Origin of the sequence: Pseudomonas sp. Lz4W, assembly GCF_000346225.2 — a bacterium.
In the GTDB taxonomy this organism is placed as follows: domain Bacteria; phylum Pseudomonadota; class Gammaproteobacteria; order Pseudomonadales; family Pseudomonadaceae; genus Aquipseudomonas; species Aquipseudomonas paraversuta.
Window position 1 is genome coordinate 3,352,145 of sequence record NZ_CP017432.1, and the last position, 16,882, is coordinate 3,369,026.

The 16,882-nt window shown below is 59.5% G+C and carries 19 protein-coding genes; 9 read left to right on the top strand and 10 right to left on the bottom strand.

The genetic code is table 11. The features are described 5' to 3' along the window. The first annotated feature begins 25 nt into the window (after nt 1-25). Nucleotides 26-1,213 carry an MFS transporter gene (locus tag B195_RS15265; RefSeq protein WP_003441767.1) on the top strand — a complete coding sequence of 396 codons (1,188 nt, stop codon included), beginning with the start codon at nt 26-28 and terminating at the stop codon, nt 1,211-1,213. Between the two features lie 35 nt (nt 1,214-1,248). On the opposite strand, the gene arfB is transcribed toward B195_RS15265, so the two are convergent. The 8 genes from arfB to B195_RS15305 form a co-directional block, all read right to left on the bottom strand. Continuing rightward, the gene (gene arfB, locus B195_RS15270) at nt 1,249-1,662 is read right to left on the bottom strand and encodes an alternative ribosome rescue aminoacyl-tRNA hydrolase ArfB (protein ID WP_003441766.1); all 414 of its coding nucleotides are present in this window, start codon (nt 1,660-1,662) and stop codon (nt 1,249-1,251) included. Nucleotides 1,663-1,749: 87 nt separating this feature from the next. Beyond that, a complete protein-coding gene (locus B195_RS15275; RefSeq protein WP_003441764.1) occupies nt 1,750-3,171 on the bottom strand; it encodes an amino acid permease in 1,422 nt (473 codons plus the stop codon). Between the two features lie 660 nt (nt 3,172-3,831). Then, nucleotides 3,832-5,028, bottom strand: coding sequence for a 23S rRNA pseudouridine(2605) synthase RluB (gene rluB / locus B195_RS15280; RefSeq protein ID WP_003441763.1), 1,197 nt, complete (start codon nt 5,026-5,028; stop codon nt 3,832-3,834). Nucleotides 5,029-5,172: 144 nt separating this feature from the next. Then, nucleotides 5,173-5,364 carry a DUF1289 domain-containing protein gene (locus B195_RS15285; RefSeq protein WP_003441761.1) on the bottom strand — a complete coding sequence of 64 codons (192 nt, stop codon included), beginning with the start codon at nt 5,362-5,364 and terminating at the stop codon, nt 5,173-5,175. Nucleotides 5,365-5,463: 99 nt separating this feature from the next. Beyond that, the gene (gene scpB / locus B195_RS15290; protein WP_003441759.1) at nt 5,464-6,420 is read right to left on the bottom strand and encodes an SMC-Scp complex subunit ScpB; all 957 of its coding nucleotides are present in this window, start codon (nt 6,418-6,420) and stop codon (nt 5,464-5,466) included. 12 nt (nt 6,421-6,432) lie between these two features. After that, on the bottom strand, nt 6,433-7,131 hold the full coding sequence (locus B195_RS15295; RefSeq protein ID WP_165439780.1) for a ScpA family protein: 699 nt from the start codon (nt 7,129-7,131) through the stop codon (nt 6,433-6,435). Between the two features lie 128 nt (nt 7,132-7,259). Beyond that, nucleotides 7,260-7,889 carry an L-threonylcarbamoyladenylate synthase gene (locus B195_RS15300; RefSeq protein ID WP_003441755.1) on the bottom strand — a complete coding sequence of 210 codons (630 nt, stop codon included), beginning with the start codon at nt 7,887-7,889 and terminating at the stop codon, nt 7,260-7,262. Nucleotides 7,890-7,902: 13 nt separating this feature from the next. Further along, complete coding sequence (locus B195_RS15305; protein WP_003441754.1) at nt 7,903-8,766, bottom strand: PHP domain-containing protein; 864 nt, start codon at nt 8,764-8,766, stop codon at nt 7,903-7,905. 84 nt (nt 8,767-8,850) lie between these two features. Between B195_RS15305 and B195_RS15310 the strand changes: the two genes are divergently transcribed. From B195_RS15310 to B195_RS15330, 5 genes are all read left to right on the top strand, one after another. Next, nucleotides 8,851-9,453 (top strand): septation protein A, encoded by a 603-nt coding sequence (locus tag B195_RS15310; protein ID WP_003441752.1) that lies wholly within the window; start codon nt 8,851-8,853, stop codon nt 9,451-9,453. A 1-nt stretch (nt 9,454) separates the two neighbouring features. Beyond that, on the top strand, nt 9,455-9,754 hold the full coding sequence (locus B195_RS15315; RefSeq protein WP_003441750.1) for a YciI family protein: 300 nt from the start codon (nt 9,455-9,457) through the stop codon (nt 9,752-9,754). 81 nt (nt 9,755-9,835) lie between these two features. Then, entirely contained in the window at nt 9,836-10,513 is a 678-nt protein-coding gene (locus B195_RS15320) for a response regulator transcription factor (protein WP_003441747.1), read from the top strand. Nucleotides 10,514-10,680: 167 nt separating this feature from the next. Next, nucleotides 10,681-11,109, top strand: a complete 429-nt coding sequence (locus tag B195_RS15325) for a Spy/CpxP family protein refolding chaperone (RefSeq protein ID WP_003441736.1) — start codon at nt 10,681-10,683, stop codon at nt 11,107-11,109. A 78-nt stretch (nt 11,110-11,187) separates the two neighbouring features. Beyond that, nucleotides 11,188-12,522, top strand: a complete 1,335-nt coding sequence (locus B195_RS15330; protein WP_003441735.1) for a HAMP domain-containing sensor histidine kinase — start codon at nt 11,188-11,190, stop codon at nt 12,520-12,522. Nucleotides 12,523-12,634: 112 nt separating this feature from the next. Here B195_RS15330 and B195_RS15335 read toward each other — a convergent pair whose 3' ends face one another. After that, a complete protein-coding gene (locus B195_RS15335; RefSeq protein WP_003441733.1) occupies nt 12,635-13,195 on the bottom strand; it encodes a nitroreductase family protein in 561 nt (186 codons plus the stop codon). 118 nt (nt 13,196-13,313) lie between these two features. Between B195_RS15335 and B195_RS15340 the strand changes: the two genes are divergently transcribed. From B195_RS15340 to B195_RS15350, 3 genes are all read left to right on the top strand, one after another. Continuing rightward, a complete protein-coding gene (locus tag B195_RS15340; protein WP_003441731.1) occupies nt 13,314-14,768 on the top strand; it encodes a TrkH family potassium uptake protein in 1,455 nt (484 codons plus the stop codon). Between the two features lie 83 nt (nt 14,769-14,851). Continuing rightward, nucleotides 14,852-15,613: an AraC family transcriptional regulator gene (locus B195_RS15345; RefSeq protein WP_003441729.1), complete on the top strand. Its 762-nt coding sequence runs from the start codon at nt 14,852-14,854 to the stop codon at nt 15,611-15,613. Nucleotides 15,614-15,690: 77 nt separating this feature from the next. Then, on the top strand, nt 15,691-16,584 hold the full coding sequence (locus B195_RS15350) for a DMT family transporter (RefSeq protein ID WP_003441727.1): 894 nt from the start codon (nt 15,691-15,693) through the stop codon (nt 16,582-16,584). Here B195_RS15350 and B195_RS15355 read toward each other — a convergent pair. Beyond that, a complete protein-coding gene (locus tag B195_RS15355) occupies nt 16,578-16,865 on the bottom strand; it encodes a SelT/SelW/SelH family protein (protein ID WP_003441726.1) in 288 nt (95 codons plus the stop codon). The genes B195_RS15350 and B195_RS15355 overlap by 7 nt on opposite strands. Nucleotides 16,866-16,882 lie beyond the last annotated feature (17 nt).

Genomic DNA, 16,882 nt, shown 5'->3' on the forward strand with positions numbered 1-16,882 from the left:
CCGCACCCCGCAGGACCCCTACCCCATGCCTGAAACACAGCGTCCAATGGCGATCACGCTACAAGTGGTTTCCATCGTTCTGTTTACCTTTATCGGCTATATGAATATCGGCATTCCGCTGGCTGTATTGCCCGGATACGTACACAACCACCTGGGCTACGGCACAGTCATCGCCGGACTGGTGATCAGCGTGCAATATCTGGCCACGCTGCTGAGCCGTCCTTATGCCAGCCGCATCATCGATAATCGCGGCAGTAAACGCGCCGTCATGTATGGCCTGGCCGGCTGCGGCCTGAGCGGTGTATTGATGCTGGCGTCCACGTGGACGGCGGCCATGCCGGCCCTGAGCCTGACCTGCCTGCTGATCGGCCGGCTGGTGCTGGGCAGTGCTGAAAGCCTGGTCGGCTCAGGGGCCATCGGCTGGGGCATTGGCCGGGTCGGCGCACAAAACACGGCCAAGGTGATTTCCTGGAATGGCATCGCCAGTTATGGCGCCATTGCCATAGGTGCACCGCTGGGCGTGCTGATGGTCAGCCATTGGGGTATGTGGAGCATGGGCGCGAGCATTATTGCCCTGGCCATAGTTGGCCTGCTGCTGGCCTGGCCGAAACGCGCCGCGCCCATTGTCAGCGGCGTGCGCCTGCCGTTCCTGCATGTCCTGGGCCGGGTACTGCCCCACGGCGCAGGCCTGGCGCTGGGTTCGATAGGATTCGGCACCATCGCCACCTTTATCACCCTGTACTACGCCACCAACCAGTGGGACAACGCCGTACTGTGCCTGAGTCTGTTCGGGGCCAGCTTTATCGGCGCCCGACTGCTGTTCGGCAACCTGATCAACCGTATCGGCGGCTTTCGGGTGGCAATTGCCTGCTTGAGCGTCGAAACCCTGGGCCTATTGCTGCTGTGGCTGGCACCCAGCCCCGAGCTGGCACTGGCCGGCGCGGCACTCAGCGGTTTCGGCTTCTCGCTGGTATTCCCGGCACTGGGGGTTGAAGCCGTGAATCTGGTGCCAGCCTCCAGCCGCGGGGCGGCGGTGGGTGCTTACTCACTGTTTATTGACCTGTCACTGGGCATTACCGGGCCACTGGTCGGCGCTGTAGCCGCAGGCTTTGGCTTTGCCTCGATCTTTCTGTTCGCGGCAATGGCGGCGTTTGGCGGGCTGTTACTGAGTGTTTACTTGTACCGTCAGGCCAAGCGCTTAAGGCCTGCGTAAAGGTTGCAGCAGCTCAAGCGATAGAAGTGACGGGTTCAGAAATCCACCTTGCCCCGCCCGGCCTTGATGCTGCCACGCTTGGTCTTGGACTCCAGCCGCCGCTTTTTCGAGCCTAAGGTCGGCTTGGTCGGGCGGCGTTTTTTCTCGACCTTGGTGGCGCTGATGATCAATTCTGCCAAGCGCTCCAGGGCATCCGCCCGGTTCTGCTCCTGAGTGCGATATTGCTGTGCCTTGAGGATCAGCACGCCATCGCTGGTAATGCGGCTGTCACGCAGCGCCAGCAGCCGTTCTTTATAAAACGGCGGCAAGGACGAGTTGGCTATGTCGAAGCGCAAGTGCATCGCGCTTGAGACTTTATTGACGTTCTGCCCGCCTGCGCCTTGAGCACGAATGGCTGTCAGCTCGATCTCGTTATCGGGAATATGAACGTTGTTGGAAATCACCAGCATCAAAAATGGGTCCGTCTTCAGGGCTTGCAGGATACCCCACAAACCAAAAACCCGGCGCAATGGCCGGGTTTGGGTTTATCGCTCAGCTTACTTGGCAGCCGGGCTGCAAGCTGCTGCCGATGCCTGCAGCGCGCGCTTGTTCTTGATCAGGTAACACAGCCACATGAAGGCTACCCACACCGGAATCGCATACACCGACACGCGAATGCCGGGGATCAGCAACATGATCACCAGAATGAACGCCACGAATGCCAGGCAGATGTAGTTGCCGTATGGATACCACAGCGCCTTGAACAGCGGCGTTTGCGCGGTATTGTCCATGTGCTGGCGGAACTTGAAGTGCGAGAAGCTGATCATCGCCCAGTTGATCACCAGCGTGGCCACTACCAGCGACATCAGCAGTTCCAGCGCATCGTGGGGCATCAGGTAGTTGAGCAGAACCGCAATTACCGTCACCGCTGCCGAAGCCAGAATCGAGTTGACCGGCACGCCGCGCTTGTCGATTTTTGATAGCACTTTAGGTGCATCACCCTGCTGCGCCATACCCAGCAACATCCGGCTGTTGCAGTAGGTGCCGCTGTTGTACACCGACAATGCAGCGGTCAGGACCACGAAGTTGAGGATGTGTGCAGCGGTGTTGCTGCCCAGCATCGAGAACACCTGCACGAACGGGCTGCTGCTGTAGCTGTCGCCACCGGCATTCAGGGTTTCCAGCAACGAATCCCACGGGGTCAGGGACAACAGAACCACCAGAGCACCGATGTAGAAAATCAGGATGCGGTAGATCACCTGATTGATCGCCTTGGGGATTACGGTACGCGGCTTGTCGGCTTCTGCTGCGGTAAAGCCGAGCATTTCCAGGCCGCCGAAGGAGAACATGATAAAGGCCATGGCCATTACCAGACCGGTGATGCCATGGGGGAAGAACCCGCCGTGCTCCCACAGGTTGTTCACCGATGCCTGGGGGCCACCGCTGCCGCTGACCAGCAAATAGCTGCCCAGGGCGATCATGCCGACAATGGCCACCACCTTGATGATTGCGAACCAGAACTCGGCCTCGCCAAATACTTTGACGTTGGTCAGGTTGATCGCGTTGATCAGGACAAAGAAGGCTGCTGCCGAAGCCCAGGTCGGGATCTCGGGCCACCAGTAGTGCACGTATTTACCGACAGCTGTCAGCTCCGACATGCCCACCAGGATATACAGCACCCAGCAGTTCCAGCCCGACATAAAGCCGGCAAAGCCGCCCCAGTATTTATGGGCAAAGTGGCTGAAAGAGCCGGCTACCGGTTCTTCGACGATCATTTCGCCCAGCTGGCGCATGATCATAAAGGCAATAAAGCCGCAGATCGCATAACCCAGAATCATTGACGGGCCGGCCGATTTCAGTACCCCGGCAGAACCGAGAAACAGGCCGGTACCAATCGCGCCACCAAGGGCAATCAGCTGGATATGACGATTTTTCAGGCCGCGTTTAAGCTCGCCCGAATGCGAGGTTTGTCCACTCATTGAAAGGGTCCCACACAAGGTTTGATGTGATTCAGTGCGTTGTAACTTGAGCACCAGAGGCAGTGATCGAAAGGTCTACAACACAAATCAAACCCCAGCGCAGACGCCAGGAATCCAAGGTTGTTTCACGAGTCATGCGTCACCTGTTTGTTTTTATCTGTGACGGAATCGAACCCGCAACGCTTGTGGCATTGCGGAGTTAACAAGGCGGGTTAGCCTCGAAGTTTTGGCCCATCGGCATATCGTCGATGTGGCGCAAAATGCGCGGGTACGCAATTGGGTCACAGTTAAAACGCGGCGCATTGTACACCCGCACGTAGGCAAGATCCCATCACACCGCTGTTGGCAACACTAAACAAGCCGGTTTTTTGCCGAAAATGCGGCGAACGGTTCTTTTTACGGAAAATTTTCGTTACACCAAGCCATTTTCAGAAGTAATTCGCCCATAAGCCATTGATTTCGTAGCATTCACTTTACGACCCGTAACGAAATCTTTCCATTTTAAAACCATTATCTTCAGGAGCATCCTGCCTCGCGATTGCAAAAATCAAAAGATTGCGAGACAAACTCGCAGCTGCTGCATCCGCGGTTAATTGCAGGCATAAAAAAACGCCAACCCCGAAGGATTGGCGTTTTTTGTACCGCGTTACAGGTTAACGCTTATTGCGGCTTGCGACGACCGAAGCCCGGGCGCTGACCCGAACCTGCCGGTGCGCCACGGCGCTTGCCCGACGGTGCATCGTCGACCAGCTTGGGGCCCGAACGGGTTGGCTTGGGCGAACGCTTGTTCACTTCGCTCGGACGCTCTGCAACCGGCGCGCCGCGACCCGCAGGTACACGATCGGTACGACCGGCCGGCTTACGGGCCGGACGGGCTGCTTCATCACGGGCCGGACGCGCCGGGCGCTCGCCTTCGATGTGCGGCTGGCGTGCTGGACGCGGAGCCAGTGGCGCACCTTCGGCCGGACGCAGGGTACGGGCAACGCGATCGGTACGGGCCACAGGGCGCGACGATTTACGCTGCATACGCTCAAGTTTGTCTTTGCTCTTGGCGTTCATCTGCGGCATGGCAACCGGCGTGAGGCCGACTTCAGCACTGAGGATATCAACCTCGAACTGGCTCATTTCGCGCCAGCGACCCATCGGCAGGTCGGAGTTGAGGAACACCGGACCGAAACGCACGCGCTTCAGGCGGCTGACCACCAGACCCTGGGATTCCCACAGACGACGCACTTCACGGTTACGACCTTCCATCACTACGCAGTGGTACCAATGGTTGAAGCCTTCGCCGCCCGGAGCCTGCTTAATGTCGGTGAAACGCGCCGGGCCGTCTTCCAGCACAACGCCGGCCTTGAGGCGCTCGATCATCTCGTCATCCACTTCGCCACGTACACGTACCGCGTATTCACGGTCCATCTCGTAGGAAGGGTGCATCAGGCGGTTAGCCAGCTCACCGTCGGTGGTGAACATCAGCAAGCCGGTGGTGTTGATGTCCAGTCGACCGATGTTGATCCAGCGGCCTTCTTTTGGACGCGGCAGTTTGTCAAACACGGTCGGACGGCCTTCAGGGTCGTCACGGGTGCAGATTTCGCCGTCGGGTTTGTTGTACATGATCACGCGGCGAACCGATTCGGCTGCCTCTTCACGCTTGATCACTTTGCCATCAATGGAAATGGCGTCATGCAGGTCTACGCGCAGACCCAGGGTTGCATCCTTGCCATTGACCTTGATCCGGCCCTGGCTGATCCAACTCTCTACGTCGCGACGCGAACCCACGCCAATACGGGCGAGAACTTTTTGCAGTTTTTCGCCTGCTGGGCCAATTTCCTGGCTGTCTTTAGGGTCTAGATCACTCATCTGGGCACCTCCCGGTGTGTCAACTCAGGCAATAGCTGAGGTGTTGAAAATGGGGTCTCTCAGCTCGAGCGAGCGTTTGAGGGTCGCGAATCATACGCTGATGTGGCGCATAACGCATCAAAGCCTAGTCATGAACTGCAAGACTTACTTCTTTTTCCGCCGACCGGTGGCGTCCAGGGCCAGCAATCGCAAGGCCGACTCGGCCAGCACGATGCGCTTGTCTTCCTTGTCGAGCTTCTTCCAGGCCCTGATTTCACGCTTGGTGCGACCGCAGCCGATACAGATATCGTCGTTGAACTTACAAATATCGATGCAGGGGTCTTTGGTTGAACTCATGCAAAGTCCTCGGGATTGGCCCTGAAGGAGCGAGCTTACCTCGCGATCTTTTAAAAGCTCGAAAGATCGCGAGGCAAGCTCGCTCCTGCAGAGGGGGCGTCAGTCTTCCTGTTCGCGGCGTTCTTGTTCGATGGCTTCGGCCAAGGCCCGGGCCTCGAGCTCTTCCTCGCTCAGGGTTGACCGCGCTTCCAGTGCCGCCACGGCAGCGCGCAACCGTTCACGCGCCAACTCGGCGGCGCTAAGTCTTGGCTCTGGCTCTAGCTCTGGCTCCGGCTCCGGCTCCGGCTCCGGACTTGATTCAAACACTTCAACTGCAACCAGGGCTTCTTCGACAGGAGCGCCATCGCGAAGCAGGTCATCAAAGTCGGTTTTAAGACCCTCCTCCATGGTGTCCAGTTCCACCAGCAAGGTACGGAAGCTGGTCTCATCCTTGGGCTCTTCGGGCTCGGCACTTTCATCGGCCAGGGCCTGCAGGTGGGCCGGCACCGGGGCGTCATCGAAGTCGAGGATCGGGTCCGGTTCCAGCTCGCGCAACTCGGCCAGGGGCGGCAAGTCGTCGAGGTTGCGCAGGTTAAAGTGATCGAGAAAGCCTTTGGTGGTGGCGAACATGGCAGGTTTACCCGGCACGTCCCGGTAGCCCACTACACGGATCCATTCACGCTCAAGCAAGGTTTTGACGATATGGCTGTTAACCGCCACGCCACGCACATCTTCGATTTCGCCGCGGGTGATCGGCTGACGATAGGCAATCAGCGCCATGGTTTCGAGCATGGCCCGCGAATAGCGCTGCGGACGCTCTTCCCACAGGCGCCCGACCCAGGGTGAAAACTTCTCGCGTATCTGCAGGCGGTAGCCCGACGCTACTTCCTTGAGTTCAAAAGCCCGTCCGTCGCAGGACTTGCGCAACAATTCCAGAGCTTTTTTGAACACGGGCGGCTCGGGACGCTCACCCTCTTCAAACAGTTCAAACAACCGCTCAAGGCTTTGCGGCTTTCCCGAGGCCAACAAAAAGGCCTCGAGCAAGGGCGCCAGCTCGCGGGGTTCAGTCAAATTCATGGTTTCAGCTCTTTATTCGGCTCTCGCCCGCACATGGATTGCCGCAAAGGGTTCATTCTGTACCAACTCGACCAGCGACTCTTTGACCAGTTCAAGAATGGCCATAAAGGTTACAACCACACCCAGACGGCCCTCTTCGGCGGTGAAGAGTTCGACAAACGGTACAAAGCCGCCGCCCTTGAGGCGTTCCAACACATCGCTCATCCGCTCCCGGGTCGACAGGGCTTCGCGGCTGACCTGGTGATTTTCAAACATGTCAGTACGGCGCAAGACTTCGGCCATCGACATCAGCAACTCTTCCAGCGCTACATCGGGCACCAGCTTGCGCGCCCGGGCTTCGGGCGCATCGAGCTTGGGCACAATCACATCGCGCCCTACCCGGCTCAACCCATCCAGCCCCTCAGCCGCCGCCTTGAACCGCTCGTACTGCTGCAAACGACGGATCAATTCGGCCCGTGGATCGCCCTCGTCCTCCTCGATCTCGGCCGAGCGCGGCAGGAGCATGCGCGACTTGATCTCGGCCAGCATGGCAGCCATGACCAGGTATTCGGCAGCCAGCTCCAGGCGCACGGTTTTCATCAGCTCGACATAGCCCATGTACTGGCGGGTAATTTCCGCCACCGGGATATCGAGAATGTTGATGTTCTGCTTGCGGATCAGGTACAGCAGCAAGTCGAGAGGGCCTTCAAAGGCGTCGAGAAACACCTCCAGGGCATCCGGCGGAATGTACAGGTCCAGCGGCATTTCGATGACGGCCTGGCCATATACCATGGCAAACGGCAATTCCTGCTGGGCACCGGCCTGGGCATCAACGCCTTCTATGGTTTCGACGTCAGACATCAGGCCTCGACCATAAACGGCGTCGGATCGCCGCAACCCACGCGTACCACTTCAGGTTCGAGGTCGATCAGGCTGATCACGGTCGAGGCTTTATTGCCGCCGAATCCGCCATCGATGATCAGGTCGACCTGTTTCTCCAGGGCATCGCGAATTTCGTACGGATCTTCCATCGGCTCTTTTTCACCCGGCAGGATCAGGGTCACGCTCATTAGCGGCTCCCGCAGCTCCTCAAGCAGCGCCAGGGCAATCGGATGACTGGGCACCCGCACGCCAATAGTCCGGCGCTTGGGGTGCAGCAGCAGCCGCGGAACGTCACGGGTGGCGTTCAGAATAAAGGTGTAGGGCCCCGGTGTATGGGCCTTGAGCAGCCGAAACACACCGGTTTCAACCTTGGCAAACAAACCCAGTTGCGACAGATCGCAGCACATCAGGGTGAAGTTGTGTTTGTCGTCCAGATTACGCAGGCGCTTGATGCGCTCGATGGCGTGCTTGTCGCCCATCTGACAGCCCAGGGCATAGGATGAATCGGTGGGATAAATCACCACCCCGCCCTTTTTGATAATCTCGACGGCCTGTTTGATCAGCCGCGGTTGCGGGTTTTCCGGATGAATCTGGAAAAATTGGCTCACAGAGTTTCCCTGTTCAGACGTTGGCAGCGGGCTGGTCATATTTGAATCGACGCCAAAGTGGCGGCAAATCTTCGGGGATCGGGCGATATTCGCCGATCTCGGACCAACCTCCAGGGCCATGAAAATCACTGCCGGCACTGACCAGCAGACCGAACTCACGCGCCAGGATCGCCAGGCTGCCGACCTGCTCGGCCGGCTGATGCCCGTTGACCACTTCAATCGCGTGACCCCCGGCTTGAATATAGTCGCCAATCAGCCGGCGGCGCTTGCTGCGGGTGAAATCGTAATGCGAAGGATGCGCCAGGCTGACCCAGGCCCCGGCGGCGCGCAAGGTGGCGACCGTGTCTTCAAGGGTCGGCCAGTGCAGTTTGACGTCACCCAGCTTGCCGGCCCCCAGCCATTTGCGAAACGCCTCGGCGCGATCCTTGACGAAGCCGGCCTGAACCAGGAAATCGGCAAAGTGCGGGCGGGCCGGAGCATTGCCGCTGTCGCCCAGGGTCTGCTGTATGGCTCGCGCACCTTCAAGCGCTCCGGGCATGCCTTTGAGCTCAAGCTTGCGGCTGATCTCCTGCGCCCGAAGCCAGCGCCCATCGTGGAGCCTGGCTATGGCCTCAACCAGCGCCGGAGCATTGACATCGAAGCCGTAGCCCAGCACATGAATCGTCGCTCCACCCCAGGTGCACGACAATTCAACGCCATTGATCAACGTCATGTTCAACGCCAGCGCCGCTTCGCGGGCTTCGTCGAGACCTTCAAGTGTATCGTGATCGGTCAGGGCCAGGACTCGCACACCTTTCTCGAACGCACGCGCAACCAGTACCGCCGGCGCCAGGGCGCCATCAGAAGCTGTGCTATGGCAATGCAAGTCAATTTCCACGGGAATTTAATAACCTCTAGCTGACGCTTTCGCTGTCATTGATGTTTGTTATTATGCCGCCACATCCTGCTTCTGGCTGCCACTGTGAAACAATTCATCGACTTCATCCCGCTGTTACTGTTTTTCATCGTCTATAAAATCGAACCTCGCATCGTCGAAATCGCCGGGCACAGCTTGTCTGTGGGCGGTATCTACAGCGCTACGGCGATGCTGATCATCAGTTCACTGGTGGTTTACGGCATTTTGTTCATCAAGCAGCGCAAGCTCGAAAAGAGCCAATGGCTGACCCTGATTGCCTGCCTGGTGTTCGGTAGCCTGACCCTGGCTTTCCACAGCGAAACCTTCCTCAAGTGGAAAGCGCCAGTCGTAAACTGGCTGTTTGCACTGGCATTTGCCGGTAGCCACTTTATCGGCGACAAACTGTTGATCAAACGCATCATGGGCCATGCACTGACCCTTCCCGATGCGGTGTGGACCCGCCTGAACCTGGCCTGGATCGTATTCTTCCTGTTCTGTGGCGCTGCCAACCTGTTCGTTGCCTTCACCTATCAAAGCATCTGGGTCGACTTCAAGGTGTTCGGCAGCCTGGGCATGACCGTGCTGTTCCTGATAGCCCAGGGTGTTTATCTGTCGCGTCACCTGCATGACACCGAACCTGCACCGACCAACTCAAAAACCGAGGACTGACATGCTCTACGCAATTATTGCTACCGACGTCGCCAACTCGCTCGATGCCCGCCTGGCTGCACGCCCGGCCCACCTTGAACGCCTGAATCAACTCAAGGATGCAGGCCGCATCGTGCTGGCAGGTCCGCACCCGGCCATCGACAACAATGACCCTGGCGCAGCCGGCTTCAGCGGCAGCCTGGTCGTGGCCCAGTTCGACTCCCTGAGCGCTGCCCAGGCCTGGGCCGACGCGGATCCTTACGTCGCAGCCGGCGTATATGCCAATGTGATCGTCAAGCCGTTCAAGCAAGTACTGCCGTAACCCCTACGGCACAGTGTGATTGCAGTATCTTTGCCAGTGACCGACCTGTACCCCGTCGGCACTGGCTAAATCGAGTAAGCCATGAGCGACCTGTTACTGATAGATGATGACCAGGAGCTGTGCGAGCTTCTGAGCAGCTGGTTGAGCCAGGAAGGCTTTCAGGTCCGCGCTTGCCACGACGGTCAGAGTGCCCGCAAGGCGTTGAGCGAATCCAGCCCCGATGCCGTGGTGCTGGATGTGATGCTGCCTGACGGCAGCGGTCTGGAACTGCTCAAGCAACTACGCCAGGATCACCCCGAATTGCCGGTGCTGATGCTGTCAGCCCGCGGCGAACCCCTGGACCGTATTCTCGGGCTCGAACTGGGCGCCGATGACTATCTGGCCAAACCCTGCGACCCCCGCGAACTGACCGCCCGTCTGCGGGCTGTATTGCGCCGCAGCCACCCGACCGCAGTATCCAGCCAGATAGAACTGGGAGACCTGTGCTTCAGCCCGATGCGCGGCGTGGCCACTATCGACCAGCACGACATCACCCTGACCGTTTCCGAAAGCCGTTTGCTCGAGGCCTTGCTGCGCCAGCCGGGAGAGCCGCTGGACAAGCAGGAGCTGGCACAGATCGCCCTGGGCCGCAAATTGACCCTGTACGACCGCAGCCTGGACATGCATGTCAGTAACCTGCGCAGAAAGATTGGCCCCCACCCCGATGGCCGCCCGCGCATCGTCGCATTGCGCAGCCGGGGTTACTTCTATAGCGCATGAAGCACCACGTTTCTCTGTGGGAGCCGGCTCCCACATAAGCCTGTTATGTAAATCCGCAGCAATACCCTCTTTACCCAAGCTTTACCCTCGCCTGACAGCGATTGACCTTGATCTCCCTACACTGAGCACATCCGGATTCACCGGAACTGTCATGAAGGAGACACACCATGCGTAAGACTCTAATTGCTTTGATGTTTGCTGCTGCCCTGCCAACCGTCGCAATGGCCATGCCTGGTGGCGACGGCCCGATGGGTCCACGACACGGCGGTGAGCACGGTCGCGGCGACGCCCCTTACAGCCAACTGGACCTGAGCCGCGAACAGCGCCAGCAAATCGGCAAATTGATGGGCCAGCAAATGCATGATCGCAAGCAACTGGTCGAAAAATATCTGGAAAAACTGCCGGCTGCCGACCAGCAAGCCTTGAAAGACGAGATCAAGGCCAAGCAGGACAAAACCCAAAGCGAGATCCGGGCCGTGCTCAAGCCTGATCAGCAGAAGACCTTCGACGAGATGCAAAAGAAACGTGCCGAGCGTCAGGCAGAGTGGAAACAGTTCAAAGAGTGGAAAGCACAACAGGCTCCAAAAGCGCAATAATTCGCGCAACCCTCAAGCCCAACGACCCCTGGCCGTTGGGCTTTACGCGTTCTGATCAATTAACTGCGAGGAATTACCGTGCGATCACTGTTTTGGCGCATTCTCGCCAGCTTCTGGCTGGCGATTGCCCTGGTCGCAGGGCTGTCGCTCCTGCTGGGGCACATGCTCAATCAGGACGCCTGGATCCTCAGCCGGCATCCCGGTATCGCCAATCTGGCGCAGCAGTGGACTGAACGCTACGAAACCCAGGGCGCCGATGCCGCGCAAGAATTCCTCGAGAAGCGTAAACGCCGTTATCACATTGACGTACAGGTCCTTAACGAAAGTGGCGACCCTGTGGTACGCGGTACGTTTCCACGTCGGGCTGCCGCATGGGAAGCACGCCAGCATCCCGGTGAAGAACAGCTGCCGTGGCGCCGCCTGACCGTCGAGTACACCAGCCCGAAAACCGCTGAAACCTATTTGCTGATTTATCGCATCCCGCACCCGGAACTGGATGCCTGGCATCGCCAAAGCCTGATCTGGCCGCTCAGCGCGCTGGGAATTGCACTGGTGGTGCTGACCCTGTTCAGCTTGCTGGTCACCCTGTCGATCACCCGCCCGCTGAGTCGCCTGCGCGTAGCTGTACATGACCTGGGGCAAACCACCTACCAGCAAAACAGCCTGGCGCGACTGGCTTCACGGCGCGATGAGTTCGGGGTGCTGGCCACCGACTTCAACCGCATGGGCGCACGCCTGCAAAGCCTGATTGGCAGCCAGCGCCAATTGCTGCGTGATGTGTCCCATGAACTGCGCTCGCCACTGGCCCGGCTGCGTATCGCCCTGGCACTGGCAGAACGCGCCGGGCCCGAAGAGCGCGAGAAACTCTGGCCGCGCCTGACCCGCGAGTGCGACCGCCTGGAGTCATTGATCAGCGAAATTCTGGCCCTGGCACGGGTTGATGCCGACCAGGCCAGTGCCGAGCCCATCGAGCTCAACGGGCTGCTCCAGGCGGTACAAAAAGATGCCTCGCTGGCGGCTCCCGAGCAATCGGTACAACTCACGGCAGAACCTGGCTTGAGCCTTGGCGGGTGGCCGACAATGATCGAGCGCGCGGTGGATAATCTGCTGCGCAATGCGCAACGTTTCAGCCCGCCCGGACGCCCGATTGAATTAAAGGCCTGCCGTGAAGGCGAGCGCATCAGCATCAGCGTGCGGGATTACGGGCCCGGAGTGCCCGGGGAATATCTGGCGCAATTGGGCGAGCCGTTCTTCCGTGCGCCCGGCCAGACGGCGGCCGGACATGGCCTGGGCCTGGCCATAGCCCGTCGCGCTGCAGAACGCCATGGCGGCAGACTGGTGCTGAACAATCATCCGGACGGAGGATTTGTTGCCACGCTGGAGTTGCCACTGGAGCCGAACGGCACTCTTTAGACCCGCGAATCAATAAACCCTTGAAGCGTGCTTGCTCGCGATTGCATCACCTTGGTGTCTCAGAAAAACCGAAGTGTCTGCAGCGCGAGACAAGCTCACTCCTGCAAGGAATTCACGCCGACCACTGCTGCACAAACTCAGCCGTATCCACCTTCGGCGCAGCACGCAGTTCATTCTGCGCAGTTCCCAGGTACAGAAACGCAACCACCTGCTCGTCCTCTGTCAGCCCCAGGCCTTTGGCCACTTGCGGTGCATATGACAGCTCACCCGTGCGCCATACCGCACCAATGCCCTGGGCGTAGGCCGCCAGTTCAATGGCGTGAGCCGCGCAACCTGCGGTGATCAACTGCTCGGCCCTGGGCACTTTGAAGTGGTCCTGCAGGCGGGCCACCACCACAACCACCAATGGCGCGCGCAACGGCATGGCCCGGGCTTTGTCCAATGCTGCCGGGGTCACCTCACCGCCCTGGGCCTGTACGGCTCCGGCGAGGATTTCACCCAGCTGATGCCGCGCATCGCCTTCCACCGTCAAAAACCGGTAAGGGCGCAACTGGCCGTGGTCCGGCGCACGCAAAGCAGCCGCAAACAGTACTTCACGTTGCTCAGCCGTTGGCGCCGGATCGAGCAGGCGCGGGGCAGAAACACGGTTGAGCAAAGCGTCGAGAGCCTCCATTGGCCACCTCCTGAAGAAAATGTGCGGCTATTCTAACGGTATCTAGCCAAGGGCTGGCGGTTTACATACCCCGCCCCACAGGTAGAATGGCGCCCCTCTTTCATCCCGAGCTGACTTCATGGCGTTGCCGACCTTACGCATCATCGGTTTCATTATCGGCATCTTCCTGATTACGCTCGCGATCAGCATGGCCGTACCTATGCTGACACTGGTGATTTTTGACCACATGGGCGATCTGCCGTCCTTTCTGTGGGCCAGCCTGATCACCTTTCTGGCCGGATTGGCACTGGTCATTCCCGGACGCCCCGAGCAAGTACACCTGCGCCCCCGGGACATGTATCTGCTGACCGTCTCCAGCTGGGTAGTGGTGTGTGTATTTGCCGCCCTGCCGTTTTTGCTGACACAGCACATCAGCTACACCGACTCGTTTTTCGAAAGCATGTCCGGCATCACCGCTACCGGCTCAACGGTACTCAGCGGTCTGGACACCATGTCGCCCGGCATCTTGATGTGGCGCTCGATGCTGCACTGGCTCGGCGGTATCGGCTTTATCGGCATGGCGGTAGCGATTTTGCCGCTGTTGCGAATCGGCGGCATGCGCCTGTTCCAGACCGAGTCGTCAGACCGTTCCGAAAAAGTCATGCCGCGCTCGCATATGGTGGCCCGCCTGATTGTGGCCACTTATGTCGGCATCACCATTCTTGGCAGCCTGGCCTTCTGGTGGGCCGGAATGAGCGTGTTTGATGCGATCAACCATGCCATGTCGGCAATTTCCACCGGCGGCTTTTCAACCTCGGACAAGTCCCTGGCCAAGTGGTCACAGCCTGCGGTGCACTGGGTCGCTATCGTAGTCATGATCATGGGCAGCCTGCCCTTTACCCTGTACGTCGCCACCCTGCGCGGCCATCGCAAGGCGCTGATCAAGGATCAGCAGGTACAAGGCTTGCTCGGCCTGTTGCTGGTCACCTGGCTGGTGCTCAGCGCCTGGCTCTGGTGGACCACCAACATGCCGTGGGGGGACGCCTTTCGCCATGTGGCGCTGAACGTAACTTCAGTGGTGACGACGACAGGCTTTGCACTGGGCGACTACAGCTTGTGGGGCAATTTCTCGCTGATGCTGTTTTTCTACCTCGGTTTTATTGGTGGCTGCTCGGGCTCCACCGCAGGCGGGATCAAGATTTTCCGCTTTCAGGTTGCCTACATTCTGCTCAAGGCCAACCTCAACCAACTGATTCACCCGCGGGCAGTGATCAAGCAGAAGTACAATGGCCACCGCCTCGACGAAGAAATCGTGCGCTCGATCCTGACCTTTTCGTTCTTCTTTGCCATCACCATTTGCGTGATTGCCCTGGCCCTGTCGTTGTTGGGGCTGGACTGGATGACCGCCCTCACCGGCGCTGCCAGCACGGTGTCCGGTGTAGGCCCCGGGCTGGGCGAAACCATCGGGCCTTCCGGCAACTTCGCCAGCCTGCCGGACGCGGCCAAGTGGATCCTGTCACTGGGCATGTTGCTCGGGCGCCTGGAGATCATTACCGTGTTTGTACTGTGCATCCCGGCGTTCTGGCGGCACTAAAAGATGAATCGGCATACCCTGCAGGAGCGAGCTGTTCTGATAAAGGCTCGCTCCTGCAGACCACTTACAGAGACCAGATCACCATGGGCCAGATCCTGTCACTGCGTAATTACCGCCAAGAGGTGATCGCCCATAGCCATGAGCACCCGCAGGTGGTGATCAGCCTCTCAGGCAAGCTCGATTTCGAGGTGGATGGCCGCGCCAGCAGACTGCATCGGCAACATCTGATGGTGGTTCCGGCAGGCGCCCATCACACCTGCGAAAGCGAACAAGGCAGCCAGTGCCTGGTACTCGATGTACCCGGCGAAGAAGACTGGCTAGGCCAATCGCTGGGCCAGCACGCCGACGCCAGCCGCCGGTTGCTCGACAGCGCCGCACAGCTGTCTCTGGACCCCATGCAGCATCAATTGGTCAACTGGCTGGCCAGCAGTGCGGTCAGCGACCCGCTGATCTCCCGTCAGGGGGCAATCCTGTTGCTGGCCAGTTTAAACACGCTCGCCCCTGCCGCGCCGCCCCCCAAACGCCTGCCCCTGGCAGCTCTGGATGCCTACATCGACCAAAACGCCGCCTACCCGCTGCAGGTGGCTGATCTGGCACGTATCGCAGGGTTATCCAGCACGCGCCTGCACAGCCGCTTTATCAGTGAATGCGGGCAAACGCCGATGGATTACATTCGCCAACGCCGCCTGCACAGTGCCCTAAGCCTGCTGCGCCGTAGCATGCTGCCCATAGGGGAAGTCGCCTGCCGCGTCGGCTATACCTCGCAAAGCGCCTTTGCTGCCGCCATGCTCCGCGAGTTCGGGGCCTCGCCTTCGGCACTGCGGCGCGAGTCTGGCGACAACTGACGCGAGTCTGGCGACAGACGGGCCTGCCCCCCGCACCTTAGACTGCAGGCCTTGCCCGTATTGATTCAAGGACTGCAATGACTCCGCGTACTGCCCTGGGCGCCCTGCATATTGGCGCATTGATGTTCGGCCTGACCGGCGTGTTCGGCAAACTGGCCGCCGCATCGGCCTCGATTATCGTGTTCGGCCGGGCAGGTTTTGCAGTGCTTGCCCTCGCCTGCTTTGCCGGGCTGGCCAGACACACGGTGTGGTGCAAGCCGACATTGCGCGACGTGCGCGGTCTGCTGCTCAGCGGCTTGCTGCTGGCCGGGCACTGGGTGAGTTTTTTCATCTCGGTAAAGATTGCCGGGGTGGCCATTGCAACCCTGGGCTTTGCCAGCTTTCCGGCGTTTACCGTGATCCTTGAAGGGCTGATTTTTCGCGAACGGATCCGGCTCAACGAAATCATCCTGGTGATACTGGTCAGCGTCGGGCTGATCCTGGTCACCCCGACCTTTGATCTGGCCAGCCAGGCCACCGAAGGCTTGCTCTGGGCGATTGCCTCGGGCCTGCTGTTTTCGTTGCTGTCCCTCAATAACCGGGCCTGCTCGGGACGGCTGCCTGCGGTGCAGGCGGCGATGTGGCAGAACGCCGTGGTTGCCCTGTGCCTGCTACCCTTCGCCGCGCCTGGCCTGGGTCAAGTGCGGCCATTGGACTGGCTGTGGATCGGCCTGTTGGGGGTGTTCTGCACGGGCGTGGCCCATAGTTTGTTTGTCGCCAGCCTGGCGGTGATCAAAGCCCGCACCGCCGCCGTAGTCTTCGCCCTGGAGCCGGTGTACGGCATCACCCTGGCCTGGCTGTTGTTTCACGAGACGCCGACCTTGCCCATGCTGCTGGGCGGGGTGCTGATCATCGTCGCGATTGTCGTGTCGAGCCGCATGGCCAGCGGACCTGCACCGGGCAAGCCCGTATTGGCGACCAACCCTCACTGAACCCGGTCGTTGTGCCCCAGATCACGTTGCGGATCAATTTGGTCGCGCACCCGTTGCTTGAGCACTTTAGCTTCGGGAAAGCCGCCATCCACCTTGCGCTCCCAGATCTGCACGCCATCGCAGGTAATACGAAACACCCCGCCGGTGCCCGGCTGCAACGCCACCTGCGCCAGGTCATCGGAAAATGTGCTGAGCAACTCCTGGGCCAGCCATGCCGCACGGAGTAACCACTGACACTGCGTGCAATAGGTGATAACAATTTCCGGTTTGCTGACTGCCATGTTTCTCGGGCTCCTGA